This window comes from Brachybacterium sp. AOP43-C2-M15, from assembly GCF_052446295.1.
Lineage (GTDB): Bacteria > Actinomycetota > Actinomycetes > Actinomycetales > Dermabacteraceae > Brachybacterium.
Genome location: NZ_JBQSWB010000002.1, coordinates 276228 through 300856, shown reverse-complemented (window position 1 = coordinate 300856; position 24629 = coordinate 276228). Strand labels below are relative to the sequence as shown.

27 protein-coding genes and 1 tRNA gene are annotated in these 24629 nt (G+C 71.5%); 16 read left to right on the top strand and 12 right to left on the bottom strand.

The genetic code is table 11. From position 1 onward, the window contains the following. Positions 1-31 precede the first annotated feature (31 nt). From ACT3SP_RS03395 to ACT3SP_RS03385, 3 genes are all read left to right on the top strand, one after another. Positions 32-1372 (top strand): sensor histidine kinase, encoded by a 1341-nt coding sequence (locus tag ACT3SP_RS03395; RefSeq protein WP_444585823.1) that lies wholly within the window; start codon positions 32-34, stop codon positions 1370-1372. Next, positions 1369-1989: a response regulator gene (locus ACT3SP_RS03390; RefSeq protein ID WP_444585822.1), complete on the top strand. Its 621-nt coding sequence runs from the start codon at positions 1369-1371 to the stop codon at positions 1987-1989. The genes ACT3SP_RS03395 and ACT3SP_RS03390 overlap by 4 nt, the downstream gene beginning before the upstream one ends. A gap of 180 nt (positions 1990-2169) precedes the next feature. After that, positions 2170-3102 (top strand): SDR family oxidoreductase, encoded by a 933-nt coding sequence (locus ACT3SP_RS03385; protein WP_444585821.1) that lies wholly within the window; start codon positions 2170-2172, stop codon positions 3100-3102. A 34-nt stretch (positions 3103-3136) separates the two neighbouring features. Here ACT3SP_RS03385 and ACT3SP_RS03380 read toward each other — a convergent pair whose 3' ends face one another. Together ACT3SP_RS03380 and ACT3SP_RS03375 are read right to left on the bottom strand one after the other, a co-directional pair. Further along, entirely contained in the window at positions 3137-4033 is an 897-nt protein-coding gene (locus tag ACT3SP_RS03380; RefSeq protein ID WP_444585820.1) for a formyltetrahydrofolate deformylase, read from the bottom strand. Between the two features lie 58 nt (positions 4034-4091). After that, positions 4092-6296: an MMPL family transporter gene (locus ACT3SP_RS03375; RefSeq protein ID WP_444585819.1), complete on the bottom strand. Its 2205-nt coding sequence runs from the start codon at positions 6294-6296 to the stop codon at positions 4092-4094. A 334-nt stretch (positions 6297-6630) separates the two neighbouring features. Between ACT3SP_RS03375 and ACT3SP_RS03370 the strand changes: the two genes are divergently transcribed. The 4 genes from ACT3SP_RS03370 to ACT3SP_RS03355 all read left to right on the top strand — a co-directional run bounded on the left by ACT3SP_RS03370 (position 6631) and on the right by ACT3SP_RS03355 (position 11001). Further along, a complete protein-coding gene (locus ACT3SP_RS03370; protein ID WP_444585818.1) occupies positions 6631-7890 on the top strand; it encodes an aspartate aminotransferase family protein in 1260 nt (419 codons plus the stop codon). Continuing rightward, the gene (gene doeA, locus ACT3SP_RS03365; RefSeq protein WP_444585817.1) at positions 7890-9086 is read left to right on the top strand and encodes an ectoine hydrolase; all 1197 of its coding nucleotides are present in this window, start codon (positions 7890-7892) and stop codon (positions 9084-9086) included. Before ACT3SP_RS03370 ends, doeA begins: the two co-directional genes overlap by 1 nt. Then, positions 9083-10459, top strand: a complete 1377-nt coding sequence (locus tag ACT3SP_RS03360) for an NAD-dependent succinate-semialdehyde dehydrogenase (protein ID WP_444585816.1) — start codon at positions 9083-9085, stop codon at positions 10457-10459. The genes doeA and ACT3SP_RS03360 overlap by 4 nt, the downstream gene beginning before the upstream one ends. Positions 10460-10746: 287 nt before the next feature. Then, positions 10747-11001 (top strand): hypothetical protein, encoded by a 255-nt coding sequence (locus ACT3SP_RS03355; protein ID WP_444585815.1) that lies wholly within the window; start codon positions 10747-10749, stop codon positions 10999-11001. Between the two features lie 52 nt (positions 11002-11053). Here the strand turns inward: ACT3SP_RS03355 and ACT3SP_RS03350 are convergent, their stop codons facing one another. The 8 genes from ACT3SP_RS03350 to ACT3SP_RS03315 all read right to left on the bottom strand — a co-directional run bounded on the left by ACT3SP_RS03350 (position 11054) and on the right by ACT3SP_RS03315 (position 16379). Beyond that, positions 11054-11749, bottom strand: a complete 696-nt coding sequence (locus tag ACT3SP_RS03350) for an HIRAN domain-containing protein (protein WP_444585814.1) — start codon at positions 11747-11749, stop codon at positions 11054-11056. A 325-nt stretch (positions 11750-12074) separates the two neighbouring features. Continuing rightward, positions 12075-12239: a hypothetical protein gene (locus ACT3SP_RS03345; RefSeq protein ID WP_444585813.1), complete on the bottom strand. Its 165-nt coding sequence runs from the start codon at positions 12237-12239 to the stop codon at positions 12075-12077. A 2-nt stretch (positions 12240-12241) separates the two neighbouring features. After that, a complete protein-coding gene (locus tag ACT3SP_RS03340) occupies positions 12242-13486 on the bottom strand; it encodes a phage major capsid protein (RefSeq protein WP_444585812.1) in 1245 nt (414 codons plus the stop codon). A gap of 444 nt (positions 13487-13930) precedes the next feature. Further along, positions 13931-14215, bottom strand: coding sequence for a hypothetical protein (locus ACT3SP_RS03335; protein WP_444585811.1), 285 nt, complete (start codon positions 14213-14215; stop codon positions 13931-13933). After that, positions 14212-14433: a WhiB family transcriptional regulator gene (locus ACT3SP_RS03330; protein ID WP_444585924.1), complete on the bottom strand. Its 222-nt coding sequence runs from the start codon at positions 14431-14433 to the stop codon at positions 14212-14214. Before ACT3SP_RS03330 ends, ACT3SP_RS03335 begins: the two co-directional genes overlap by 4 nt. Positions 14434-15146: 713 nt before the next feature. After that, entirely contained in the window at positions 15147-15908 is a 762-nt protein-coding gene (locus ACT3SP_RS03325; RefSeq protein ID WP_444585810.1) for a hypothetical protein, read from the bottom strand. 37 nt (positions 15909-15945) lie between these two features. Further along, a complete protein-coding gene (locus ACT3SP_RS03320; protein ID WP_444585809.1) occupies positions 15946-16131 on the bottom strand; it encodes a hypothetical protein in 186 nt (61 codons plus the stop codon). Between the two features lie 62 nt (positions 16132-16193). Then, positions 16194-16379 (bottom strand): helix-turn-helix domain-containing protein, encoded by a 186-nt coding sequence (locus ACT3SP_RS03315; RefSeq protein WP_444585808.1) that lies wholly within the window; start codon positions 16377-16379, stop codon positions 16194-16196. 156 nt (positions 16380-16535) lie between these two features. Between ACT3SP_RS03315 and ACT3SP_RS03310 the strand changes: the two genes are divergently transcribed. After that, positions 16536-17186, top strand: a complete 651-nt coding sequence (locus ACT3SP_RS03310) for a helix-turn-helix domain-containing protein (protein ID WP_444585807.1) — start codon at positions 16536-16538, stop codon at positions 17184-17186. A 3-nt stretch (positions 17187-17189) separates the two neighbouring features. Next, on the top strand, positions 17190-18554 hold the full coding sequence (locus tag ACT3SP_RS03305; protein ID WP_444585806.1) for a tyrosine-type recombinase/integrase: 1365 nt from the start codon (positions 17190-17192) through the stop codon (positions 18552-18554). On the opposite strand, the gene ACT3SP_RS03300 is transcribed toward ACT3SP_RS03305, so the two are convergent. After that, a tRNA-Pro gene (locus ACT3SP_RS03300) sits at positions 18546-18619 on the bottom strand. The two genes, ACT3SP_RS03305 and ACT3SP_RS03300, sit on opposite strands and share 9 nt — an antisense overlap. Positions 18620-18785: 166 nt before the next feature. Here ACT3SP_RS03300 and ACT3SP_RS03295 point away from each other — a divergent pair. From ACT3SP_RS03295 to ACT3SP_RS03265, 7 genes are all read left to right on the top strand, one after another. Further along, complete coding sequence (locus ACT3SP_RS03295) at positions 18786-19622, top strand: class I SAM-dependent methyltransferase (protein WP_444585805.1); 837 nt, start codon at positions 18786-18788, stop codon at positions 19620-19622. A gap of 35 nt (positions 19623-19657) precedes the next feature. Beyond that, on the top strand, positions 19658-20650 hold the full coding sequence (locus ACT3SP_RS03290; protein ID WP_444585804.1) for a DUF881 domain-containing protein: 993 nt from the start codon (positions 19658-19660) through the stop codon (positions 20648-20650). After that, entirely contained in the window at positions 20647-20979 is a 333-nt protein-coding gene (locus ACT3SP_RS03285) for a small basic family protein (protein ID WP_444585803.1), read from the top strand. Before ACT3SP_RS03290 ends, ACT3SP_RS03285 begins: the two co-directional genes overlap by 4 nt. Beyond that, entirely contained in the window at positions 20976-21728 is a 753-nt protein-coding gene (locus tag ACT3SP_RS03280; protein ID WP_444585802.1) for a DUF881 domain-containing protein, read from the top strand. The genes ACT3SP_RS03285 and ACT3SP_RS03280 overlap by 4 nt, the downstream gene beginning before the upstream one ends. Before the next feature lie 126 nt (positions 21729-21854). Next, positions 21855-22298, top strand: coding sequence for an FHA domain-containing protein (locus tag ACT3SP_RS03275; RefSeq protein WP_444585801.1), 444 nt, complete (start codon positions 21855-21857; stop codon positions 22296-22298). Between the two features lie 4 nt (positions 22299-22302). Continuing rightward, a complete protein-coding gene (gene ftsR / locus ACT3SP_RS03270) occupies positions 22303-22995 on the top strand; it encodes a transcriptional regulator FtsR (RefSeq protein ID WP_444585800.1) in 693 nt (230 codons plus the stop codon). 128 nt (positions 22996-23123) lie between these two features. Next, the gene (locus ACT3SP_RS03265; protein ID WP_444585799.1) at positions 23124-23708 is read left to right on the top strand and encodes a MerR family transcriptional regulator; all 585 of its coding nucleotides are present in this window, start codon (positions 23124-23126) and stop codon (positions 23706-23708) included. A gap of 125 nt (positions 23709-23833) precedes the next feature. Here the strand turns inward: ACT3SP_RS03265 and ACT3SP_RS03260 are convergent, their stop codons facing one another. Beyond that, on the bottom strand, positions 23834-24625 hold the full coding sequence (locus ACT3SP_RS03260; protein ID WP_444585798.1) for a ParA family protein: 792 nt from the start codon (positions 24623-24625) through the stop codon (positions 23834-23836). Positions 24626-24629: the final 4 nt, after the last annotated feature.

Below are 24629 nucleotides of genomic sequence, written 5' to 3'. Positions count from 1 at the left end.
CGTCGCCTCAGCGCACGGAACACTGAGAGCCATGGTCCCCGTGTCCCTGCGCTCCTCGCACGCCGGTGTGCGGACGGCCCGCGCGCCGCACGAGTCCGCTCCCGGTGCCGACCCCGGCCCGGCACGGCCGGTGCCGCGGGAGACGGAGCGGCGCACGGGTCCACCTGCGCAGCAGGACGTCGTGCCGATCGACGGGGACCTCGGTCCGCTCGGTCGGCGCATGATCGTGGTCATCCCGCTGCTGCTGCTGGTGGTGTCCTGGGGCGTCGCATGGGCCGCCGGCACGGGATGGCTGGAGCAGGACGCGGTGCTGTGGGCGCTCGTTCCGACGTTCGCGCTGCTGATGCTGCGCGGAGCGCTCGAAGTGCTGGTGCGCAGGCGCGGCAGGGGCGGCTCGCTGATGAGCCTCCTGTACGCCCTGCACCTGGTGCTGGTTCTGTGGGCGACCACCCTCAACCCTTTGACCTGCATCTACGCCTTCGTCGGCTATCTCGACGCGGATCGGTACCTGCGGGGCCGCCTCGGACCCGCGGCCGTGGTGGTGCTCACCGCGCTGCTGTGCGCCCTGGGGCAGGTCGGAGGCCTCGTCGTGGCCCTGGCGGTGCCGCAGTTCTATGCGAGCCTGGCCGTGATCAACCTGATGATCGCCGGGGCGATGACCCTGCTGACCGGGGAGAGGGAGCGGGTGCTGGAGCAGAGGGAGAAGGCGGCCCGCGAGCTGGACAGGGTCAATCGGGAGAATGCCCGCCTCCAGGCGCAGCTGATGGATGGTGCCCGTCGTTCCGGGGTGGCGGAGGAGAGGGCGCGGCTCTCGCGCGAGATCCATGACACGGTCGCGCAGGGACTGGTCGGGGTGATCCGACAGCTCGAGGCGGTGCGGGAGGACATCGACCCCTCCTCCCGCGAACGCGTCGCGAGGGCGGAGGAGGCCGCCCGCGACAGCCTTCTCGAGGCACGTCGGGCGGTGGAGGCGTTGGGTCCGCACCAGCTGCACGACGCCGATGTGGTCGACGCGCTGGCGGACCTGGTGGCGCGCTGGGCCCACAGCCACCGTGTCGTCGCGACCTTCGACGCGGACGATGCCCCGCGGCAGGGCCGCAACGGCGACGTGCTGGTCCGGATCCTCCAGGAGGCGCTGTCGAACATCGCCCGCCATGCCCTCGCCCGGACCGTCGAGGTGAGCGTGGCGGGCGTCGGGGACGAGTGGCTGCTGCAGATCCGCGATGACGGCACGGGCTTCGATCCCGCCACGGTCGTGCGTGGTCACGGCCTGGGCAACATGGCCGAGCGCGCGCGGCGCGCAGGGGGCCGGCTGGGCGTCGACTCCGCAGCGGGTCGGGGATGCGCGATCAGCGCGTGGATCCCCCGATGAACGCGGTGCGCACGGTCGTCGTGGACGACCATCCGGTGGTGCGCGACGGACTGGTCGCGATGCTCGGCAGCGCCGAAGGGATCGAGGTCGCCGGCACCGCGGAGGACGGCGCCCGTGCCCTCGAGGTCATCGAACGCGTCGGGCCGGACGTCGTGCTGATGGACCTGCGGATGCCGGGCACCAGTGGGATCGAGGCGATCCGCGCGCTGCGGGCCCGCTCCCCACGGTCCCCGCGGATCCTCGTGCTGACCACGTACGACACCGACCGCGACATCCGGGGAGCGCTCGAGGCGGGGGCGGACGGCTTCCTGCTCAAGGACACTCGTCGGGACGACGTGATCCGCGCCGTCCACGACCTCGCGGCGGGCCGGGCGGTGCTCGCGCCGGCCGCGCTGGCGGCGCTGGCCGCCGGGGGTGCTCCGCGCGAGGCGCTGACCGCCCGTGAGATCGAGGTGCTGCGCCTGGTGGCCGACGGCTGCACGAACCGCGCCGTCGGCACCCGCCTGGGCATCGGGGAGGCGACCGTGAAGACGCATCTGATGCACGTCTACGACAAGCTCGGCGTGGGCGACCGCGCCTCCGCGGTGCGCACCGCCTGGGAGCTGGGCCTGGTGTGAGCCTTCCGCTCGGTCGCCCGCGCTCGTGACCTCGTGCGGGTGGGCGGCTACGGTGGCCCCATCATCGAGGCGGTCCGCCGGCTGATGGCCGTCCCGGCGGTGGCCGCCCTGTGAGTGGCCGCCCCGCTGAGGACCGACACCGTTCAGGACCGCCCCACCTGAGGATCACCGGGAGAGACCATGACCGAGGACACCACGCAGCCCCTGCCGTCGGAGATCGCCGAGCGCGCCCGCGACCTCGCCACCCGCGACGGCGAGCCCTCCTTCCCGGAACAGGACCAGCAGCCGCCCGGTCTCACGGCTCCGATGCAGCCCGTCCCCGATCACGGGGAGAGCAGCTACGTGGGCCATGGACGGCTCCAGGGACTCGGCACGCTGATCACGGGAGGGGACTCGGGGATCGGGCGCGCGGTCGCGATCGCCTTCGCCCGGGAGGGCGCGGACGTCGCGCTCTCCTACCTGCCCGAGGAGCAGGAGGACGCCGAGCAGACGAGGAGCTGGATCGAGGACGCCGGACGTCGCGCGCTCCTGCTGCCCGGCGACATCCGCGAGGAGGAGGTGGCGCGCTCCCTGGTCCGCCGCACCGTCGAGGAGTTCGGGCGACTGGACGTGCTGGTCAACAACGCCGCCTTCCAGTGGGGGCGCGGCGAGCCGAAGGGACTGGCCGGGATCTCCTCCGAGCGGCTGCACCGCACGCTGACCACGAACCTCGAGGCGCTGTTCTGGATCACCCAGGAGGCGGCGGAGCACCTGGGGGAGGGCGCGAGCATCATCAACTGCTCCTCGATCCAGAGCTACGACCCCTCGGTCCCGCTGATGGACTACGCGGCGACCAAGGCGGCGATCAACAACGTCACCGTGAACCTGGCCTCGGACCTGGGGCCGCGGGGCATCCGGGTCAACGCCGTGGCGCCCGGCCCGATCTGGACCCCGCTCAACGTCGCCACCCGCGTCGCCGACGACTACGTCGAGTTCGGCGGCAACACCCCGCTGGGCCGGGCGGGCCAGCCGGCCGAGTGCGCCGGCGCCTTCGTGTTCCTGGCCAGCCCCGTGGAGGCGAGCTATGTCTCGGGCACGGTGCTGGGCGTGACGGGCGGACGGCCGGTCTTCTGACCAGCCCCTCCCGGAACCGGCGCGGCCCGTCGGCTCAGCGGAAGACGACCGTGCGCGAGCCGTCCAGCAGCACCCGCGACTGCGCGAACCAGGAGACCGCCTGGCGCAAGGTCCGCACCTCGGCGTCCTGACCGATCGCCATCAGCTCCTGCGGGGAGCGGGTGTGGTCCACCCGCAGCACCTCCTGCTCGATGATCGGTCCCTCGTCGAGATCGCTGGTGACGAAGTGGGCGGTCGCCCCGATCTGCTTCACGCCGCGCGCATGGGCCTGCCGGTACGGGTTCGCGCCCTTGAAGCCCGGCAGGAAGGAATGGTGGATGTTGATGCAGCGGCCCGCCAGCTCGGCGCACAGCTCGGGGGAGAGGATCTGCATGTAGCGCGCGAGCACCACCAGCTCGATGTCGTGCTCGGCGATCGCCGCGCGCACACGGTCCTCGAAGGCCGCCTTGGCGCCCTCGCCCTTGGTGGGCAGATGCTCGAACGGCACCGAGTGGAAGCCCGCCAGGCGCTCGAGGGTGGGATGGTTGGCGAGGATCAGCGGCACCTCGATCGGCAGGTGCCCCGCCTCGACCTGGAACAGCAGATCGTTGACGCAGTGCTTCGCGGTCGAGCCCAGGATCAGCGTGCGCAGGGGGCGTCCGACCACGTCGATGCGGTGCTCGAGAGCGAAGCGCGCCACCGCGGGTGCGAGCGCCGACTCGAGCTCCTCGACGCTCGCCGAGGTGCTCACCTGCAGGCGCAGGTAGAAGCGATGGGTGGTGCCGCTCTCGAACTGTCGGCTCTCGGTGATGTTCCCGCCGACCTCCACGATCGCACCGGTCACCGCGTGGACGATCCCGGGGGCGTCCGCGCACACCACGGTGAGCACGTACTCGTGCTGGGCCGAGGACGGCTCGGGCGGGTTCTGGGGGAGGGGGAGCGCGCTGGTCATCCCGCCAGTGTAGGAACCGCGCCGTCGACGGCGGGCGGTGCGGGCGGGGCGATGTGCGTCACGGCGCCCCGCGACGCCACAGCGCCGAGGGCCACCACAGCACCCTGCCGAGGTCGAGGGCGAGGGCCGGCACCAGCAGCGTGCGCACCACGAAGGTGTCCAGCAGCACTCCGAAGGCGACGATGACCGCGAGCTGCGCGAGGAAGAGGATCGGGATGACGCCGAGCGCCGCGAAGGTCGCCGCGAGCACCAGCCCGGCCGAGGTGATCACCCCGCCGGTCACCGCGAGGCCGCGCACGACGCCCTCCCGGGTGCCGTGCCTCAGCGACTCCTCCCGCACCCTGGTCATGAGGAAGATGTTGTAGTCGATCCCGAGCGCCACCAGGAACACGAAGCCGAACAGCGGCACGGCCGGGTCCGCGCCGGGGAAGGCGAACACGTGGTCGAACAGCAGGGCGGAGACTCCCATCGCGGTGCCGAAGGACAGCACGGTCGTCGCGATCAGCAGCAGCGGCGCCAGGACGGAGCGCAGCAGGAGCATGAGGATCAGCGCGATCACGACGAGCACCACCGGGATGATCAGCGCGCGGTCATGGGCGGAGGCGTCGTTGGTGTCGACCGAGGTCGCGGTCACCCCGCCCACGAGAGCGTCGATCCCCTCGGCGTCGAGCTCCGCCCGCACGGAGCGGACGGTCGCCTCCGCCGCGGCCGAGTCCGGGGCGTCCGCGAGCGTCGCCTGGACCAGCACGTCCCCGGAGACCACGGTGGGATCGGGCGCGGGGGAGCCGGGCGGGCCCGGGGCGGTGACGCCGTCCTCGGTGACCGGCGCGGACCCGCCCGGTGCGTCCTCGGAGGCCACGCTGACGGCCTCGATCCCGTCCTGGGCGAGCAGAAGGTCGGCCCCGTCCTGCAGCCTCGACTGCTCGAGGACCACCTGCACGGGCGATCCGTCGCCGTCGGCGAAGTGCTCGCCGAGCGCCTCCTGGCCCTCCCGCGCGGTGGACTCGGTGAGCACCAGCTCCGACTGCGCCACCCCGTCGGCCTGCAGCTGGGTCACGCCGAGGCACCCGAGCGCGAGGACCACCGCGGTGAGCACCCACAGCGGGCGGGGCCGGCGGCGCACGGCGAGCGCGATGCGTCCCCACAGCCCGTGGGCGGCGGGGTCGGCGCCGACGTCGGCGGACTCGGGCTCGAACCGGGGCCGGCGCGGCCAGAACGCCGCCCGCCCCGTGAGCAGCAGCAGCGAGGGCAGGAAGGTCAGCGCCGCGGCCATCGCGAAGAGGATGCCGATCGCCGCGACAGGTCCCAGGGCGCTGTTGGACTTCAGGTCGGACAGCAGCAGGCACAGCAGTCCCGCGATGACGGTGCCGCCCGAGGCCAGCACCGGCTCGAGGGTTCCGCGCAGGGCGGCGAGCGTCGCAGGCCATCGCTCCTTCGTGCGCCGCAGCTCGTCGCGGTAGCGGGCCACGTACAGCAGGGAGTAGTCGGTCGCCGCGCCGATCACGAGGATGAACAGGATGCCCTGGGTCTGGCCCGACAGCAGCAGAACGCCGGCGGCCGCCAGGTGCCAGATCGTCAGCAGCGCCGCGCACAGCGCGAACATGCTGGTGGACAGCACCAGCAGGGGCAGCACGAAGGAGCGGTAGACGATCACCAGGATCACCAGCACCGCGGCGAGCGCGACCCCCAGCAGGAGCCCGTCGATGCCGGCGAAGGCCTCGGCGAGATCGGCGGAGAACCCCGCCGGCCCGGTGACGTGCCCGGTCAGGCCCGGCGGCAGATCCGCCGCCAGCTCGGCCTGGATCTCACCGACCGCCGCGGCGAGATCGGACTCGGGGTCCAGGGGCAGGAACACCTGCACCGCGAGGCCGTCCTCGGAGGGCAGGGCGGGGGAGACCTCGCCCTCGACCGCGTCGAGAGCACTCAGCGCCTGCGTGACCTCGTCGAGCCTCGTCCCGGTCTGCTCGTCGATCTGCTGCTCCGCGGTGATCACCACGATCGCGGGGATCGCGTCGGACTCCGTGAACTGCTCGGCGAGCTGTTCAACCTGCGTGGCATCGGCGGAGTCCGGGAGATAGGCGGTGCGGTCGTTCGAGGAGACCTCGTCCACCCGCCCGAAGTAGGGCCCGCCGACCCCGGCCGCGACCAGCCAGGCCACGATGAGCAGCGCGGGAAGGAGCACGCGCAGGAACCGCGGCGCGGTGGGAACGTCGCGACGGTGCGTTCGCGAGCGGGAGGCGGGGGAGTCGGCCGACGCGCCCATGGTGCTCCTTCGGAGGTCGTGATGAGCCGGTGCCAGTCTTCCACGGCTCAGGGGCCGCTGCCGCGCGTCCCGGCGGTCCGTGCGCCGGAGGGTGGAGCGGCTTCCCGGACGGGTCGATCGCGGGCGGGAGCGCTCGGAATACCGAGCGGTCTTCACTGCGCTGAGCTGGGACGGAAGATCACGGATCAGACTCGCCCGGATGCGGACTTGACGGGGCAGGACACGGTGGGTGATGGTCAGCACACCGGTTCATGCTTGCCAGTAGGGGCGATCTTCGCTATGAGGGCCGGGCATGGAGATCGAGGTCGCCTCCTCCCGTGATGAGAGGTCTCCGATGGACACCACAGTTTTCGAAGAGCACGAGTCCACCATCCGCGGCTACTGCCGCAACTACCCCACCGTGTTCGCCTCGGCGTCGAACGCTCGGCAGGTCGACGAGGACGGTCGGTCCTATCTCGACTTCTTCGCCGGCGCCGGGGTGCTCAACTTCGGGCACAACAATCCGCGGATGAAGGAGGCGCTGATCGCCTTCCTGCAGGCGGACGGCGTCGCCCACAGCCTCGACACCTACACCACCACGAAGCGGGACTTCGTCGCCCGCTTCCACGAGGTGGTCCTCGCGCCGCGCGGCATGGACCATCGGATGCAGTTCATGGGGCCGACGGGATCCAACGCGGTCGAGGCGGCACTCAAGCTGGCACGCCGCGCGACCGGTCGCCGGGAGATCGTCGCCTTCAGCCACGGCTTCCACGGGATGACCCTGGGCTCTCTGGCCGCGACCGCCAACCATGCCTTCCGGCAGTGGGCCGGGGTGCCGCTGACCGATGTGGTGCGCCTTCCCTTCGAGACGGCCCCGGGGGGCGCGACGGGGGTGGCCGAGTACGCCGCAGCGCTGCGGGATCCCTCGAGCGGCCTCACCCCGCCGGCGGCCTTCCTCGTCGAGTCCATCCAGGCGGAGGGCGGCGTGAACGTGGCCAGCCGCGAGTGGCTGCACGAGATCCAGGACCTGGCCCGGGAGATCGGTGCGCTGTTCATCATCGACGACATCCAGGCGGGAGTGGGCCGCACCGGCAGCTACTTCTCCTTCGACGGGATGGATCTGGACCCTGACATCATCACGCTGGCCAAGGGGCTGGGCGGATTCGGCACCCCGATCGCGATGAACCTCAACAAGCCCGAGATCGACGACCACTGGTCGCCCGGCGCCCACACGGGCACCTTCCGCGGGCAGGGCCTGTCCTTCGTCGCGGGCACGGTGGCACTGGACTACTTCACCGACGAGTCGTTCCTCGCCGACGTCCTCGCCAAGGGCGAGGTCATGCGCGAGAAGCTCGTGGAGATCGCGGCCGCGCACCCCGAGCAGGAGTGGGAGGTGCGCGGGCGCGGCATGATGCAGGCGCTGGACACCGGGGACGGCGCCTTCGCCAAGCAGGTGCAGCAGGAATGCTTCGAGCGCGGCCTGCTGATCGGCCCCTGCGGCTCCGGAGGGAAGGTGATCAAGCTGATCCCACCGCTGACCATTCCCGAGGACGAGCTCGAGGAGGGCCTGGGCCTGCTCGCCGAGGCGATCGACGCCGCGTCGAGGGCCGTCTGATGCGCCGCCGGGACGACATGACGTTCGCTCCCGAGGAGTACGAGGGTCGGCTGAACGGTCTGCGGGAGCGGATGGCGCAGCGCGAGCTGGATGCCGTGATCATCACCGATCCCGAGAACCTGATGTACCTCACCGATCATCAGACCACGGGGTACTCCTTCTTCCAGGCGCTGATCGTGCCGCTGGCGTCGGATTCGGTGATGATCACCCGTGCCCTCGAGGAGTCCAACGTCACCGAGCGCACCTGGCTCGCGCACTCCCGTGCCTATCCCGACACCGGGGACGCGATCCTCGAGCTGGTCAGCACCTTGCGGGACCTGCGGCTCGGCGACGCCCGGGTGGGGTACGAGCGCAACAGCTACTACTTCCCCGCCTATCAGCAGGATCGCTTCCACGACGCCTTCGGCGACGGCCTGGTGGACTGCTTCGGGATCGTCGAGGAGGGCAGGGTCCGCAAGTCCCCTGCGGAGATCGAGGTGATGCAGCGCGCCGCCCGTGCCGCGGAGGCCGGGATGGTCGCGGGTCAGCAGGCCGCCGTCGTCGGGGCGACCGAGAACGACGTCGCTGCGGCGATCTCCTCGGCGATGTTCCGGGTCGGCGGCGAGTTCCCGGCGGTGATGCCCTATGTGGCCTCCGGACCTCGCACGATGATCGGCCACTCCACCTGGGAAGGGCGCACGATCCAGCCCGGGGAGCATGTCTTCCTCGAGGTCGGAGGCTGTTTCCGGCGCTACCACACCGCCATGATGCGCACCGTGGTCAACGGCGGGCTGAGCGACTCGATGCACTCCGCGCAGGAGCTCATGAAGCACGCCCTGGCAGAGCTGCGCTCCCTGATCAGGCCGGGGGTGACCGTCGGCGAGGTCGATGCGCTCACCCGGTCGATCATCGAGAGCAACGACGTCGGCGCGAGACTGGTGACCCGCGCGGGCTATTCGATCGGGATCGCCTTCCCGCCGTCCTGGGACGAGGGGTACATCCTCTCCCTCATGGCGGACGATCCCCGTCCGCTGGAGGAGGGGATGACCTTCCACCTCATCCCGTGGATGTGGGGGGTGGACGGGAACAAGACCGTCGGCATCTCCGACACCGTGCGCGTCACCGAGGACGGCTGCGCCTCGTTCTTCACCCTGCCCGAGGACTTCACCGTCCACGAGGGCGCCACCGCACCGATCCTCGAGAGGAGCCGCACATGAGCATGCTGAGAGCCGTGAACCCGACCACCGGTGAGGTGGCCCGCGAAGTGCCCGCCGCGACGGGCGAGCAGATCGAGGCGGTCCTGGACCGCGCCCGCACCGCGTACCTGAGCTGGAAGGAGACCGGCTTCGCCGAGCGCGCGGAGGTGCTGCGCGCCGTCGCCGCCGAGCTGCGCGAGAACGTCGAGCGGTACGCACCGGTGATGACCGAGGAGATGGGCAAGCCCATCACCGAGGCGCGCGGCGAGGTGGGAAAGGCCGCGAGCGCGGCCGAGCACTACGCGGACCACGCGGAGGAGTACCTGGCCGCGGAGCACATCGCCTCGGACGCCAGCTCGTCCTACGTCCAGCACCTGCCGCTCGGCACGGTCCTGGGGGTGCTGCCCTGGAACGCGCCGTTCTGGCTCGCCTCCCGGGTCGCGTCCCCGGCCCTGATGGCCGGCAACACCGTGGTCATGAAGCACGACCCCCACGTGCCCGGCTGCGCCACCGCGATCGAGGAGGCCTTCCGGGCCGCCGGCGCGCCCGAGGGAGTGTTCCAGGCGCTGCACGCCGCGACCGAGGACGTCGAGCAGGTGATCCGCGATCCGCGGATCCAGGCCGTCTCCTTCACCGGATCGGATCGTGCGGGGTCGGTCGTCGCCTCGATCGCCGCGAGCGAGATCAAGCCCGCGGTGCTCGAGCTCGGCGGCTCGGACCCCTGCATCGTGCTCGCCGACGCGGACCTCGAGCGGGCCGCCGAGGTCTCGGCGCTCTCGCGCATCATCAACGCCGGGCAGTCCTGCATCGCCGCGAAGCGCGTGATCGTGGAGCGCTCGGTGCACGATCGCTTCGTCGAGCTGCTCGCGGAGCGGCTCTCGGCGCTGGTGGTGGGCGATCCGTCGGAGGACGGCACCCAGGTGGGGCCGATCGCCCGCGGGGAGCTGCGCGAGAACCTCCACCGTCAGGTCACCTCCTCGGTCGAGGCCGGCGCCACCTGCGTGCTCGGCGGCGAGATGCCCGACGGGCCGGGGTACTTCTATCCCGTCACCCTGCTCACGGACGTGCAGCCCGGGATGAGCGCCTGCACCGAGGAGACCTTCGGTCCGGTGGCGGTGGTGATGGCGGCCGACGACGCCGAGCAGGCTCTCGCGATCGCCAACGACACCCCGTACGGGCTGGGGGCGAGCATCTGGACCTCGACCGAGCGCGGTGAGGCGATGGCGAGGCGGATCGAGGCCGGGCAGGTCTCGGTCAACGGCATCGTCAAGACCGACCCGCGCCTGCCCTCGGGCGGGATCAAGCGCTCCGGCTACGGACGTGAGCTGGGCCCGCACGGCATCCGCGAGTTCGTCAACGCCCAGCAGGTCTGGGTGGGGCCGGCCCGCGGCTGAGGCCTGGGGCGGAGCGCCGGGGCCGAGTCCTGGTCCCGAACGCTGAACGGGCGCCCTCCGGATTCCGGAGGGCGCCCGTTCAGGGATTCGGTCGGGCTGACAGGATTTGAACCTGCGACCCCTTGACCCAATCAAGCCAGATCGCTATCGATCGGGCCATTGCTGGAATCGCCCCGATAGTGCCGATGACCTGCACGAACAGTCCGGACCCGGCTACCCAATGGGACCGACCAGAACTGGCCCGATTCTCACCTCATGACCACCAAATGACCACCAAGGAGAGCGCCATGACTACCCCGAACACCACCACCAGCACCGACAGCAGCTCCGTCGTCACCCACACCGACCACGTCCGCACAGAGCGCGCCGCACTCAGCGTCCAGACCATGCATGACGGCCACGGCTACGAGCGCCACGTCATCCTCGTGGTCGACGACGAGCCCATGACCGCCCGCCAGGCTCGCGAGACCGCCGCCGCGCTCCTCGAGGCCGCGGACCAGATCGACGGCCGCGACTCCAGCGTGCTCAGCACCAAGCGCTGACCCACCAACACGACGCCCCCGAGGACCACGGTTCCCGGGGGCGTCGCCACGCCTACCGACGGAACAGCCGCCGCATGTCCTCGGACGACGTCTCGACGACCGCGATCCCGTCGTGCTGCACGCCCGCGAGGGAGCCCCGAATGAACCGGGCATTGATCGTCTCGCCGGCGGCGAGCCGCTTCGAGAGTGTCCGGGCATAGCCCTTGTTCACGTACCCCACGCGGCGCGCCTCTCCGTCCGCGTCGAGCGCCAGGACCGCGACCGCGTTCGGGTCGTGCGAGTTCTCCGGCTCCCGACGGAACCGCACTCGAGCCCCCGGCGAGGTGTTACCCGCGATCCCGTCCTCCGGGTAGTAGGCCGTGCCGCGAACCGTGTAGCTCCACACCCCGGCCCGTTGAAGCGCCCGGTTCCCCGGCCCCACCCGCTTGCCGGTCTCGGGGTGCTGGAACCAACCGCCCGCGACGTGCACCGGCAACCGACCCGACGAGTCCCGCACGAGGTAGAACGTCGACTCCTCCTCGCTCAGGTACGTGTCCGACTTCGACGGCGGCGCACCTTCCCGAGGCTCGACGGGGTCAGCCCGCGCGGCAGCCGCTTCCTCACGACGCACGACCAGCGGGACCCGATCAGCCTCCGCCTCCGGACGCTCCGCCGTCGACGAGTCGCCACGCTTCGTCGAGCGCATCAGCCCCCACAGGCCGAGGACACAGAGGACGAGGACGACCAACGGGATCAGCGGCAGCTCCATCCCCGCATCATGCCCGACCGTCTACCCCGAGTAGCGGTCAGTCCATGCGCGCGGGCGCGCGCGTGACCCCCCGTGGCCCCGTCGGAGAGAGAGAACGCTAACCGCACCCCCCTCGGGTGCCCCGGCCTGGTCAGGATCGCGACCCCCCTTCCCCCTGGGGAGAGAGGGCGGCCGCCGGCGCGACGCGCGATGCAGGACGGACGATCGCACGCCGGATGATGCCGGGACACCCGCGCTCCGTTCTGCACCGTCTACGGGCCGCACAGCGCTTCCGGGCATGGAACAGCCCCGGCAGTCGTGAGACCACCGAGGCTGTTCGCGTTGCTCAGAGTCCGAGTCGCCGCAGGAGCTCGAGGGTCCGCGATGGGCTCCCGAGCGTCCGCGGTGGAGGATCGAGCAGGTCGAACGGCGCGGTGGTCTCCGCGGCCAGCGCGCCGCGCGGCGTGCTGTCCGTGGTGCCCGTGCGCTCGTCGTCCTGCTCGCCGGCCATGATCAGCCCTCGCCCTCGTCGCCCTCGTCGTCGGTGAGCTGGATCGTGCAGAGCCCGCCGGGACGGTAGAGGTCGAACCCGAACCGTCCCTCGACGCGGATGCGGACCTGGTTGCGGGCCGCGTCGTCGTTGATGGTGACCGCGCGGGCCTCGAGCCCGTTCAGGTGCGGGCGGATCGCTGCCGAGCCGGCGGTGACCGCGAGCGCGGTGCCGGCCGGCAGGCCGCGGGTGAGCCGCACCGGGTGGCCCCATACGGTGCGGGCTGCCGGGTCGACGGGGCCACCGAGGTCGTACGCCCCGGACGCGTTGCGGGCGGTGGTCAGGGTCACCCAGTCGTCCGGGTGGATCGCGATTCCGGAGAGGGTGTACCCGTCGGCCTCGAGGCGGGTAGTGGCGACCGCGATCGATCCGAGGCCGTCACCGGTGAACGCCTGCTCGAGCACGCCCGTGGTGTTGAGGATGCCCTGGAAGTGCTCGCCCACGACCTTGGTCGGATCGTCGGTCGAGTTGATCGGCTCGCCGCTGCCGGAGAACACCTCGTCCTCGAGCCGGAGCCGGATGCCGAGCAGCAGCTCCGTGTTGATGAACCGGACCAGCTCCCGGTAGTCCTGAAGGGTCTGCTCGCTGATGGGGCCGGCCAGCGTCGCGATGACGCCGAGCTTGTTCGTGACGTCCTCGAAGTCGAGCACGCTCGAGGGCTTCACCTCGCCGGTGCCGACGATCCGCGCGTCCAGCTCCCGGGTCGTCGCCCGACGGTACGTCCACGCCGGCGTGATCGCGGTCACCGCGGGGATGATGTCGAAGATCGAGTCCTGTCGGCCGCCTTCGCCGACGGGCTCAGGATCGACGAAGATGGGGATCGTCCGCGCGACCGAGGTCGGCACGGCCTTCTGTCCACCGGGGCCGTTCGCCGTCATGAGCCCGCGGGCGACGAGCTCCCCGGCGTGCTTGGACGAGAACAGGGTCGTGACGGGCGCGTCGACGGCCGGCCACTCGCTGCCGTCCTCGTCGAACGGATCGAGACCGCCGGTCTTGGACTCGTACTTCCCGATGCCGGCGAGACGGTCGAGCCCGTCCTTGGACTTCGCCGCGGCGGTGATCTTCTTGTCGAGCTCTGCGACCTCCGCGACCTTCGCATCGATCGTGGTGACCTCCGCGTCGGTCAGGTCCCGGCCCGCGGACTTCGCCCGCTCCGCGATCGCCCGCGCCTCGTCGAGAGCCTGCTTGCGCTGTTCCTTGAGATTCATCGTGTGCACCCTTCGTGCTGAGGGGCCGCGCCAGCACCGCGGGCGCGACCGGAGAGAGTAGAGAGCGCGAACTACGGCCACCCCGTGACGGGCGTGCTGCCGTGCGCTCAGGGACGCCGCCCCCATGGCGGTCGTCCTCGTGTTCCGTGTCCCGCGCTCCGCCTCCGACTTACGCCCAGCCCGGGTCGCCTCGCCGTTACGTGCACCGACAGGAACAGGATACCCCGCCACTCGAACAACCGTTCGAGCGACGGGGCACCCGTGGCGACTACCGCCAGTGATCCGCGGCACCCTCGACCGGGACCGTCCACGCGACCGGGACCCGCCGCCCGAACAGGTCGACCTCGTACCGGCACGGCACCGCACCCGGCGTCCCCTCCGGCACCTCACCCGGGCCGAGCCGGTCACGGTCGCCGGGCTCCGGCCGCACCTCCGCCCACCCGCTCACAGCCCGGCCTCCCCGGCCGCGAGGCGGACGAGGTCTCCGTGCACGCCGGCGAGGAACGCGCCCGGGTCCGTGCCGGCGTCGGCCATGAGCGCGAACTTCACCAGCCAGGGCATGACGCCGAGCACCGACCGCGCCTCCGCGACGTCCATCCCCGACAGTGCGGCCGCGAGCCCCTCGTCGTCCTCCGCCCATGACGCGGACAGCACCGCCACCGCATCGAACATCGCACCGATCACCGACTCCGGCACCATCGCGCCCTCGTCCCGCACCTCGTCGTTCATGCCGTCGCCTCCGCTCGTCCTGCTCGTCGTCGTTCCCTCTCCGTGACCCCGCCCCACACGCCCCACCGCTCACCGGCGGCGTCCGCGTAGGCGGCGCACTCCACCATCACCGGGCACTCGAGACACAACCGCACCGCGGCGGCCTGCTCTGCCTTCGTCTCGCCGTGCCAGAGCTCCCGCTGCCACCCGGCACACGGCACCTCGACCGACCCGGTCATCACGGCGGCAGTCAGCCGAGCCCACTCCGCCACCGCACCCGCCGGCACCATGTGCGACAGCACGCTCACCCCGCCCGTCACCGCACCACCCCCGCATAGCCGGCACGGTGACGGACCGTCCCCGCAGCGTCACCAGCCCGCCACACCACCCCACAGGACACGCACTGCTGCACCCGCAGCGACCCCACACCCCGACGCATCACCTCAGCCGTCCGCCACCGCGGCATCTCGCAATGCTCCCGATGCTCGACCCCGAACCCGTCCACCTTCACCGTCATCCCGTCCTCCTGTTCCGTCCCCGGCCCTTCGCCGGGAGCTTCGATCGGTCGATCACCCAATGCGTCCGACCCGTGACGGGGTCGAAGCGCCGCACCAGGTGCGGCTTGCACCTCGGGCAGGGGAGTGGCCCGCCGGGCTGATCCCGCAGCCGCCACCCGTCCACGCAGGCGTGAGCGTCGTCGACCTCAGCCGGCGCAAGCCCCAGCGAGGTCCGGTCGTCATCCCGCTGTGGGAGCCCTCGCCTGTTCATCGCTGCTCCTCGCCCTCGATCTGCTCGAGGACCGCACGTAGCTGTTCTGCGACGTGAGAGAGGTCCGAGCCGCGGAGCCAGAGACTCCGGCCTGTGCCCGGAACCTTGACCATCGCGCCGGGGGTCCGCAGCTCGCCTTCCCGCCACGTATACGCCCGCACCTGGGTCCGTCCTGCTCGTGTCGTCACGCCGCCTCCTGGTCCTTGATCGTGTTGAAGGCGATGTGCACCGCTGCTCGAATGCTTCGAGGGTGGCTCGCGAGAATGCCTCGGACCGTCGCCTCGTGCGGCCCGTTCAGTACGTCGTTGAGGAACACCCATGCGGTCTCCTCATCTGTGACCCACTCGGGAACGTCGAGAGCTCCTGCCGGTCCACGCGCGGACGACGCCCCGCGTCGGCCCCGATCGCGCCAGCGATCGGAAGGTTCCCCTTCCGGTTCGCCTTCGGGTTCTCCTTCGGGTTCCTTTGGGTTGAGGTAGTCCTCTCGTCCTGCCGAGGCGGGAACCTCGTCCCGGTCAGGCGGGACGCTGGTCCCACCTAGGTAGTCCTCTCGTCCCACCTTGGTAGTCCTCTCGTCCCACCTACTCGCCTCAGCCTCACGAGTCAGCCGTGAGAGGTGCGGAAGCCGGAACCGAGTGCGCCGCCCCGGCACGGCGAAGATCGGCTCTCCGTTGCGGTCAGTGCTCACGGCCACCCGGACCTCGAGCCCACGCACGGCGAGGCGCTGGAGCGCTTTGCGGAGCCCGTCGACCGAGAGACCGCACCGGGCGGCGAACACCTCCCGGTCGGGGAGCGCCGTGCGTGCAGGGAACCCGTCGCGATCCTTGTCCTGCGCCATGTCGGCGAGCTCGTACAGCACGAGCGCCTCAGCGGGGGACAAGCCCGCCCCAGCAAGCGTCGTCGCCTCGACGTAGGCGCGCACCTCACGCTGCAACTCGACGCTCATCGTGACCACCGCGCCCCATCGGCGCGCCCCTCGCCGCTCATCGCGCGCCGGGGCCCTCGAAACGGGCGGCGGCCGTGAGGATCCTGACGGCGAGGCGCACCGCGGCGCACCGGTCCATGTCGACGACTCCGCCGGTGTCAATCAGCACACGCGGCTCGTTGTCGGCGCACGCCGCCCGAACCTCGACGCCCTCCACCACACCGACCAGGTCGCTGTGGATCACGGAGCCGTCCACCGGATCGGTCGAGCACTCGACACCGCACTGGTGCGGTGCCTGAACCGGGCTCACCGGTCCGCCCCGATCAGGTTCTCGTTCTCGAACGCCTCGACGTCCTCGAGTCGGTAGCGCACCGCGCCGCCGAGCTTCATGTAGCGAGGGCCCTTGCCCTGGTATCGCCAGCCCGCCAGCGTCGGTGCGGGGATGCCCCACCGCTCCGAGAGGTCTCCCGCAGTCAGCCACTTCACGTTCATTTCATCCTCCTAGCGATCGCCCTGCTACTCGTGGCGAGTAGCAAACCGGGAGCGATAGGAAGAACATAGGCACACGCAACACGGCGACGCAACCCCTAGCGCTTACCAACCGTGAGCATTAGAGTGGACGCGTCCCATCACGAAGGAGCCGGAAACATGCCGAAGGAACAGGACGCGACCACAGTCGCGCCGCCCGTCCGATTCGAGGAGACGTTCGCCCGAGAGCTGCACCGCCGCCGCGAGCTCTCCGGAATCAGCCAGGCCGAACTAGCCCGCCGAGCGAAGGCCGAGGGACTGCACATCTGGCAGAGCGCTATCGGCCGAATCGAGACGGGGGACCGTCAGGTCACCCTCAACGAGGCCCTGGTGCTCGCGTCGATCCTCGGGGCGGACCTCGCAGAAATGGCCGACTACGCACCCATCGCAGAGGGCGACGCGCTCGACCCGGCAGGCATCGCTACCGAGCGCGCACGTGAGGCCGCCCTCGCCGGCTTTCGCACCGTGTACCAGGCATGGGAACGCCTCGAGGCCGCCACAACAGAAGCCCGCGGATGGATCGACCGGGCGATCGAGAACGAGCTGACCCTTGCCCCCGAAGACGAGCACGGCCACAACCGGCTCCCGGCCTCAGAGGCCACCCTTGCCGCCCTCACCGGGGCGACGCAGATTCGCGCACGCCGCGCGAACGGGTACGTGCTCACCATCGCCCATCTCGAGACCATGGCCGAGGCCCTTGAGCGATTCCTTGACGACCACAGCGAGGAAAACATGCGGCCCATCGTCGACCCCGTGAACACGGAGCGCTGACCTGTGGCCCGCGCGTGGATCGATGACCGCTGGAAGACCAAGGACGGCACGCCGACGCCCCGTCACGGCCAGGGGTCACGCTGGCTCGTGGTCTGGTGGGCTGAGGAACCCGGCCCCGGCGGCACCCTAACGAAGCGCCGCCGCACCAAGACGTTCGCACGCAAGGTCGACGCCCAGAACTACGCCGAGCAGGTCGGCACCACCACCCGAGACGGCACCTACCGTGACCCCAACGCCGGACAGGTCACCTTCGGGGAGCTATGGGAAACCTGGCTCGCCGGGCGCGTCGACCTCAAGGGCGCAACCCTCGCCCGATACCGACGCGACGCCCGCACCTACGTCCTCCCGCAGTGGGGACACCGCCGCGTCGGCACCATCACCCGCGAGCAGGTCGCCGCATGGGTCGCCGACCTCGCCGCCGGACGCGCGCCGTCTGAGTACACGAAGCGCGGCACCGGCGAGACGATCCGGCAGACTCAACGGGGCCCGCTCGCCGCGAACTCGATCAAGCACCTGACCACCCTCACAAGCGCCGTGCTCGAGTGGGCCGTCGAGACCGGCCGCGTCGGAACCAACGTCGCCCACAAGGTCAAGCGCCCCCGCCCGGCACAGAAGGACATGGTCTTCCTGACGCACAGCGAGGTCGACGCCTTCGCCACCGCCGCCCAGGGCGTGACCGGCTCGAGCATGGACCGCGCCCTGGTCCTGTTCCTCGCCTACGCCGGCGTCCGCATCGGCGAAGCGACCGCACTCCGCGTCGGAGACGTCGACCTCGGGGCCCGCCGCGCCCACGTCCGCCAGACATGGACCATCGACGCCGACAGCAACCGCGTGCTGGACACCCCGAAGAACCACGAACGCCGCTCCGTCCCCCTCACCCGCGCCGTGACCGAGGCTCTCGAGCCGCTCCTCTCGGGGCAGCCCGCCGACGCCTTCGTCTTCCGCGCGCCGCGCGGGGGAGCGGTCAACGACGGCAACTGGCGCACCCGAGTGTTCACCTACGCCGCCCACGACGCCGACCTCGCCGGGCGCGGCCTCACCCCGCACAAGCTCCGCCACACCGCGGCCTCATCGGCGATCGCCGCCGGGGCCGACGTCCAGGTCGTCCGCACCATGCTCGGCCACCGCGACGCTTCGATGACCCTCGACGTGTACGGGCACCTCTGGCCCGACCGCCTCGACGAGGTCGCCGACGCCATGGACGCCGCCCGCGACCGCGAGCTCGCCCGAACGGCCACCGAGACCACCGCCAACACCGAGGAGGAACCGCATGACCACCAAATGACCACCAACAGCAACGAGGGACGACATGACGAAGGCCGCCGACCAGTGTTATCCCTGGTCAACGACCTTCCAATGTCGGGCTGACAGGATTTGAACCTGCGACCCCTTGACCCCCAGTCAAGTGCGCTACCAAACTGCGCCACAGCCCGTGATCCTCCGCGGCGGGAGGACCGAGGAATACAGTACCCCGCCCGGCGCGTCGGAGCGAATCGGCGGGGGCGTGACCTGCGGCACCCGCGTCGCGTCCGGAGCGGGACCGGCGGATGCGATAGTGGGGTCGGGCCCGTCGTCCGCCCGCTGACAGGAGGACCGTCGATGATCGACGAGCAGGAGCTGCAGGCCTGGCGGGACGCCCTGGCCGAGGAGCCCGCGGGCTGGGACTTCTCGACCCTGACGGGCTATCGCGAGGAGGAGCCTCCCTGGCGGTGGCGCACCCTGGTGGAGAACCTCGCCGCCATGTCCGATCGGGTCCTGGACCTCGGCACGGGCGGGGGAGAGGTGCTCGCCTCCCTCGCCGACGTGCTGCCCGCGGGCACCCTCGCCACCGAGGGGTGGCCCCCGAACGTCCCCGTCGCCAGGGAGCGCCTCGCCCCGCTCGGCATCGAGGTGCTCGAGCACGACCCCGACGACCCCGACCCCCGCCGTGCCCGCGTGCCGGTGCCGGACGCCTCCTTCGACCTGATCCTGGACCGCCACGAGTCCTTCGACGCGCACGAGATCGCGCGGGTGCTCGCCCCGGGAGGTGCCTTCCTCACCCAGCAGGTGGGCGGGGACGACGCCCGGGAGATCGGCGAGCTGTTCGGCCACGATCGACCCTTCGGCGAGGTCACGCTCGAGAACGCGGTGCACGACCTGGTCGCGGCCGGACTGCGGGTGGATCGGGCCGATGCCTTCCACGGACGCTACGAGTTCGACGACGTGCCGGTCCTGCTGCGCTCCCTGCGCAGGGTCCCCTGGGACGCTCCTGCCGATCTCGACGCGGATCGGCACCGGGAGCTGCTCGAGGAGCTGCACGCACGCACGCGCAGGGGCCCGTTCGTCGCCACGGTGAGCCGCTTCCTCGTCCTCGCCCGCGCTCCGGAACCGGCAGGGGCGGCGCGCGTCGACTTCGCGACGCTGCCGCGCGACGAGCTTGACGTCCCGCGGGTCTGACGGCTGCGCCCGCCTCGCGCTCCTAGACTGCGGACATGCGCGAGGCCGAGCATTCGACACCCCATGGCGAGACGCCCTACTCGCCCACCTCCCTCCTGCGCGCCCTGACGGCCGACCCCTACGGCGTGGACACGCTGCGCCAGGACGAGCACCCGGCCGCCGAGGCCGCACCGCCGGACAGCGCCGCCATGCGCATGGTCACCGTGCTGCTCGCCCTCGTGCTGGGCTTCGCGGTCTCCGTCTCGGTGCTCGGGCTGCGCGACGAGGCCGCCTCCGCGGACGGCCCCCGCGCGCTCCTGGAGCAGGAGGTGCTCGGCACCCGCGCCGAGGCCGAGCAGCTCGAGCAGCGCCAGAGCGAGCTCGAGGGGCAGATCGCGGAGGCCCAGAGCGCCGTGCTGGAGGAGGCCGGCGCCGCCGAGCGCCTCGGCGACTTCGAGCGGGCCGGGGCGGCGGTGGCGATGAGCGGGCCGGGCGTCGTCCTCGTCCTCCAGGACTCCGCGCCGCTCCCCTCGAGCCCGGGCGGCGGATCCGCGAGCGCCAACCGGGTCACCGACGGCGACGTGCAGATCGCGGTGAACGGGCTCTGGGCCGCCGGGGCCGAGGCGATCGCCGTGAACGGCCAACGGGTCAGCAGCACCTCGGCGATCCGCACCGCGGGGTCGGCGATCCTCGTGGACTTCCGCCCCCTGTCCCCGCCGTACCGCATCACCGCCCTGGGGGACCCGCATCAGCTGCGCGGCGCGGTCGCCACCGCGGAGACCGGCGCGTATCTCGAGGAGATCTCCAGCCGCTACGGCATCCTCGTGTCCTGGGAGTCCGAGGACGAGACCTCCGTGCCCGCGCGTTCGGTCGGGACCCTGAGGGAGGCGTCCGTGCTCACCGGGAGCGGGGACGGGGCGCCCGCCTCCTCGACCGACGACATCCCGGCCGCCGACACCCCGACCGCCGACACCGCCACCACAGAGCAGGACGCGCCCGCCGGCGCATCCACCGCCGCCGAGCGCGGCACCGAGGAGGACTCACCGTGATCGCCATCGTCGGCCTGGTGCTGGGCGTCGTGCTGGGCCTCGTGCTCCAGCCCGATGTCCCCGCCGGCCTCCAGCCCTATCTCCCGATCGCGGTGGTCGCCGCTCTGGACACCCTCGCCGGCGGCCTGCGCGCCAGCCTCGACGGCGCCTTCGACGCCCACGTGTTCATCACCTCGTTCCTCTTCAACGTCATGATCGCCGCCTTCCTCGTCTTCCTGGGCGACCAGCTCGGCGTGGGCTCCCAGCTCTCCACGGCGGTGATCGTGGTGCTGGGAATCCGCATCTTCTCCAACGCCGCGGCGATCCGTCGGCTCCTGTTCCGGTCATGAGCGACGGCACCCGCTCCCCGCACACCCCCCAGCAGCAGCGGCTGGCATGGAGGCGGCTGCGGGAGACCCTGCGCCCCCGGACCACCGTCCCCCAGGTGATCGTCGGTCTGCTCTGCCTCCTGGTCGGACTCTCGATCGCCGCCCAGGTGCGCCAGGGGGACGACTCCCTCGAGGGCGCCAGCCAGCAGGAGCTGGTGCGGCTCCTGGACGAGTCGGGACGGCACGCCTCGGACCTCGAGGTCGAGAACGCCGAGCTCGACCGCACCCTGGAGGCGCTGCGCTCGGGCCGGGAGGACGACGTGGCCGCGCAGAATGCCGCCGAGGAGCGGCTCGCGGATCTCGAGATCCTCGCCGGGACCGCCCCCGCCCACGGACGCGGCATCGTCGTCTCGATCGCCGACCCCTCCCAGGGGCTGCGCGCCCCGACCCTGCTCGGCGTGATCCAGGAGCTGCGCAATGCCGGCGCCGAGGTGATCCAGGTCGGGGAGGTGCGCGTGGTCGCCTCTACCTCGATCACCACCGGTCCGGACGGTCGACTGCTGGTCGACGGCACGAGGATCGAGGCGCCGTACGAGATCCGCGCGATCGGCGATCCCTCCGTGATGGAGCCTGCGCTGCGCATCCCCGGTGGGGCGGCGGACTCCGTCGCCGGCGACGGCGGGACGCTGGCGGCGACGGGAGACGACGACATCCGCATCGAGGCCGTCGTGGAGCTTCGCGCACCGGAGCATTCGCGGGTGGTCAAGTGATCGTCAAGTCTTGACCCGACCTGGCTCTGACGGTCCCGTTCGGTCCCTGCGGCGTGCAAAGATGGAGGGGCCGAATCCTGTGCACTCAGAGCACGGGGTCCGCAGCAGGCCAGGAAGGGGTGCACGGTGTCAGGGAATGCCGAATGGAACGACGACAATCTCGACCACACGTCGAAGCTGAGCGCGATCTCTCCCAGCGACCCCGTGGACGATGTCGAGTCCGGCCTCTCCTCCCAGGACCGTCGGGCGATCGAGAACCTGCCGCCGCGCAGCGCGCTGCTCATCGTCCGCAAGGGGCCCAACCTCGGGGCGCGCTTCCTGCTCGACTCCGAGACCACCATCGCCGGGCGGCACCCCAAGAGCGAGATCTTCCTCGATGACGTCACGGTCTCCCGTCGGCACGCCGCCTTCGTCCGTGACGGCGACGGTTTCCTGGTGCGCGATCTGGGCTCGCTGAACGGCACCTACGTGGGCAAGGACAGGGTCGACGAGGCCCGCCTCGAGGCCGGTCAGGACGTGCAGATCGGCAAGTACCGGCTCACCTACCACGACGTCCCCGGGACGGACTGACCGCATGCCGGCCTCCGCCTCGCGCAGGCCGAGCTCGCCCGGAGCCTCACGGCTGAGCATCGGGCAGGTGCTCGAGATCCTGCGGGACGAGTTCCCCGACCTCGCGCACTCGAAGCTGCACTACCTCGAGTCCGAGGGGCTCATCGCGCCCGAGCGCACGCCGGCCGGCTACCGCAAGTACAGCCGCGAGGACGTGGAGCGGCTGCGCTTCGTCCTGCGCGCGCAGCGGGACCGCTTCTGGCCGCTCAAGGTCATCAAGGAGCATCTGCTCGAGCACGGCGTCGACTCCGAGGTCACCTCGATCGCCTCCCGCCCCGGCCCCAGCTCCACGCTGCAGGCCGTGCGCCTGGACCGACGCGGGCTGGCCCGAGAGGCCGCCGTCGACGAGGAGTTCCTCGCGGAGCTCGAGCAGTACGGCCTGCTGGCGGAGGGGGCGCTGTTCCACGGCGCCGCCGAGCTCGAGATCGTCACCGCCGCCCGGGAGCTGGCCGAGGAGGGGCTGCACCCGCGGCACCTGGTGATGCTGCGCACCGCCGCCGAGCGCGAGGCCCATATGATCCGCTCCGTGGCGCGTCCCCGCTCGCGTCCCGGCGACTCCGCGGCCCGTGGCGAGGCCGAGGACTACGCCCGTGACCTCGGCGAATCATTGATCACCCTGCACAGCGCCGTGCTGCGCACCAAGCTCCGCGACAGCTGAGGCGTTCGCGCCGATGCCGGTCCGTGACCTTCGGGCGGCGCGTTGCTGTCGGTCGACGGGCACTTCGCGCTACCCTGGGCACGTGCTCTCGCCCTTCCCCCTCGGAGAGCCGGAACCCGGAGGTAGCCGTGAACGCCACTCGAGGCGATGATCGCACTGAGCAGTCCACCGTCCCCGCAGAGCCTGCCCAGGGCGTGCTGTTCGACGATCTCGTGGACACTCCGGGGGAGCTCGGATATCGCGGCCCGGCCGCCTGCAAGGCCGCCGGCATCACCTACCGGCAGCTCGACTACTGGGCGCGCACCGGACTCGTCGAGCCCGGCGTGCGCGCCGCGCACGGCTCCGGCAGCCAGCGCCTGTACGGCTTCCGCGACATCCTCGTGCTGAAGGTCGTCAAGCGGCTCCTGGACACCGGCGTCTCCCTCCAGCAGATCCGTGTCGCCGTCTCGGCCCTGCGCGAGCGCGGGGTCGACGACCTCGCGGGCATCACCCTCATGAGCGACGGCGCCTCGGTCTACGAGTGCACCTCCGCGGAGGACGTCTTCGACCTGGTCCAGGGCGGTCAGGGCGTGTTCGGCATCGCCGTGGGCAGGGTCTGGCGTGAGGTGGAGAACGACCTCGCCGTGCTGCCGAGCGTCGACCCGGCCGACGACGCCGCCCTCGCGCTGCAGGACGAGCTCGCCGCCCGCCGTCGCTCCCGCGCTGCGGGCTGAGCACTCCGCACCACCGACCGAGAACGGCGAACCCCGGGAAGGGGTTCGCCGTTCTCGTCGTGTGCGCCGGCGATGCCGGGTCGTGGCGCGATGCCCGGTCGTGACCGGGAACCGCGGGGCCGGGATCAGGAGTTCTGGCGCGAGTCCATGACCGTGCCCAGCAGGGCATCGAAGTCCTCGGTGAGCCGCCGGCCGGAGGCGCCCTCGTAGGTGTGCAGCGGCACCGCACCGCCCTGCGCCTGCTGCAGGCCCACACGCTCCTCGATGACGGGCTCGAGCACCGCGTCGCCGAACAGCTCGCGCAGCTCCGCCAGGCGGTACTGATGCTCGACCGAGCGCGGGCGGTAGCGGTTCACGACCAGCCCCAGCGGCTGCAGGCGCGGCGCCATGGCGTCCTCGTGCATCTCCACGGCGAGCTTGAGCGCGCGGTCCGCGGCGGTGACCGCGAAGAAGCCGGGCTCGGCCACCACCAGCGAGCGGTCGGAGGCGGCCAGCGCCATCTGGGTCAGGCCGTTGAGCGAGGGCGGGCAGTCGATCAGCACGAGGTCGTACTGGTGCGTGCGCTTGTCCAGCGCCTGATGCAGGCGTCGCACGTCCTTGGGCCCGGGGGAGGGGGAGTCCATCACCGCCGAGCGGCTGGATCCGGGGATGATGTCCAGGTGGGACGCCGCATCCGCAGCCCACGGCGTCTCGATGATCGCGCGGTCGATCGTCTCGGTGCGCGGGGACGAGAGCACCTCGGCGATGTCGAGGCCGGTGGCCGGTTCGCCGAGCAGCCCCAGAGTGGAGTCGCCCTGCGGATCGAGATCGATCACCAGGGCGTTCACCCCCTGGTGCAGGGCGGCGGAGGCCAGGCCCAGGGTCACCGACGTCTTGCCGACGCCGCCCTTCAGGGAACACACACTCACGATGAACACCCGG

Coding starts and splice junctions, on each gene's coding strand:
- ACT3SP_RS03330 (WP_444585924.1), bottom strand. CDS start 14,433: ATGACCGGGTCGGTCGAGGTGCCGTGTGCCGGGTGGCAGCGGGAGCTC.
- ACT3SP_RS03380 (WP_444585820.1), bottom strand. CDS start 4,033: ATGACCAGCGCGCTCCCCCTCCCCCAGAACCCGCCCGAGCCGTCCTCG.
- ACT3SP_RS03340 (WP_444585812.1), bottom strand. CDS start 13,486: ATGAATCTCAAGGAACAGCGCAAGCAGGCTCTCGACGAGGCGCGGGCG.
- ACT3SP_RS03325 (WP_444585810.1), bottom strand. CDS start 15,908: ATGAGCGTCGAGTTGCAGCGTGAGGTGCGCGCCTACGTCGAGGCGACG.
- ACT3SP_RS03395 (WP_444585823.1), top strand. CDS start 32: ATGGTCCCCGTGTCCCTGCGCTCCTCGCACGCCGGTGTGCGGACGGCC.
- ACT3SP_RS03315 (WP_444585808.1), bottom strand. CDS start 16,379: ATGAACGTGAAGTGGCTGACTGCGGGAGACCTCTCGGAGCGGTGGGGC.
- ACT3SP_RS03375 (WP_444585819.1), bottom strand. CDS start 6,296: ATGGGCGCGTCGGCCGACTCCCCCGCCTCCCGCTCGCGAACGCACCGT.
- ACT3SP_RS03390 (WP_444585822.1), top strand. CDS start 1,369: ATGAACGCGGTGCGCACGGTCGTCGTGGACGACCATCCGGTGGTGCGC.
- ACT3SP_RS03345 (WP_444585813.1), bottom strand. CDS start 12,239: ATGGCCGGCGAGCAGGACGACGAGCGCACGGGCACCACGGACAGCACG.
- ACT3SP_RS03335 (WP_444585811.1), bottom strand. CDS start 14,215: ATGAACGACGAGGTGCGGGACGAGGGCGCGATGGTGCCGGAGTCGGTG.
- ACT3SP_RS03310 (WP_444585807.1), top strand. CDS start 16,536: ATGCCGAAGGAACAGGACGCGACCACAGTCGCGCCGCCCGTCCGATTC.
- ACT3SP_RS03290 (WP_444585804.1), top strand. CDS start 19,658: ATGCGCGAGGCCGAGCATTCGACACCCCATGGCGAGACGCCCTACTCG.
- ACT3SP_RS03385 (WP_444585821.1), top strand. CDS start 2,170: ATGACCGAGGACACCACGCAGCCCCTGCCGTCGGAGATCGCCGAGCGC.
- ACT3SP_RS03370 (WP_444585818.1), top strand. CDS start 6,631: ATGGACACCACAGTTTTCGAAGAGCACGAGTCCACCATCCGCGGCTAC.
- doeA (WP_444585817.1), top strand. CDS start 7,890: ATGCGCCGCCGGGACGACATGACGTTCGCTCCCGAGGAGTACGAGGGT.
- ACT3SP_RS03350 (WP_444585814.1), bottom strand. CDS start 11,749: ATGGAGCTGCCGCTGATCCCGTTGGTCGTCCTCGTCCTCTGTGTCCTC.
- ACT3SP_RS03355 (WP_444585815.1), top strand. CDS start 10,747: ATGACTACCCCGAACACCACCACCAGCACCGACAGCAGCTCCGTCGTC.
- ftsR (WP_444585800.1), top strand. CDS start 22,303: ATGCCGGCCTCCGCCTCGCGCAGGCCGAGCTCGCCCGGAGCCTCACGG.
- ACT3SP_RS03280 (WP_444585802.1), top strand. CDS start 20,976: ATGAGCGACGGCACCCGCTCCCCGCACACCCCCCAGCAGCAGCGGCTG.
- ACT3SP_RS03360 (WP_444585816.1), top strand. CDS start 9,083: ATGAGCATGCTGAGAGCCGTGAACCCGACCACCGGTGAGGTGGCCCGC.
- ACT3SP_RS03295 (WP_444585805.1), top strand. CDS start 18,786: ATGATCGACGAGCAGGAGCTGCAGGCCTGGCGGGACGCCCTGGCCGAG.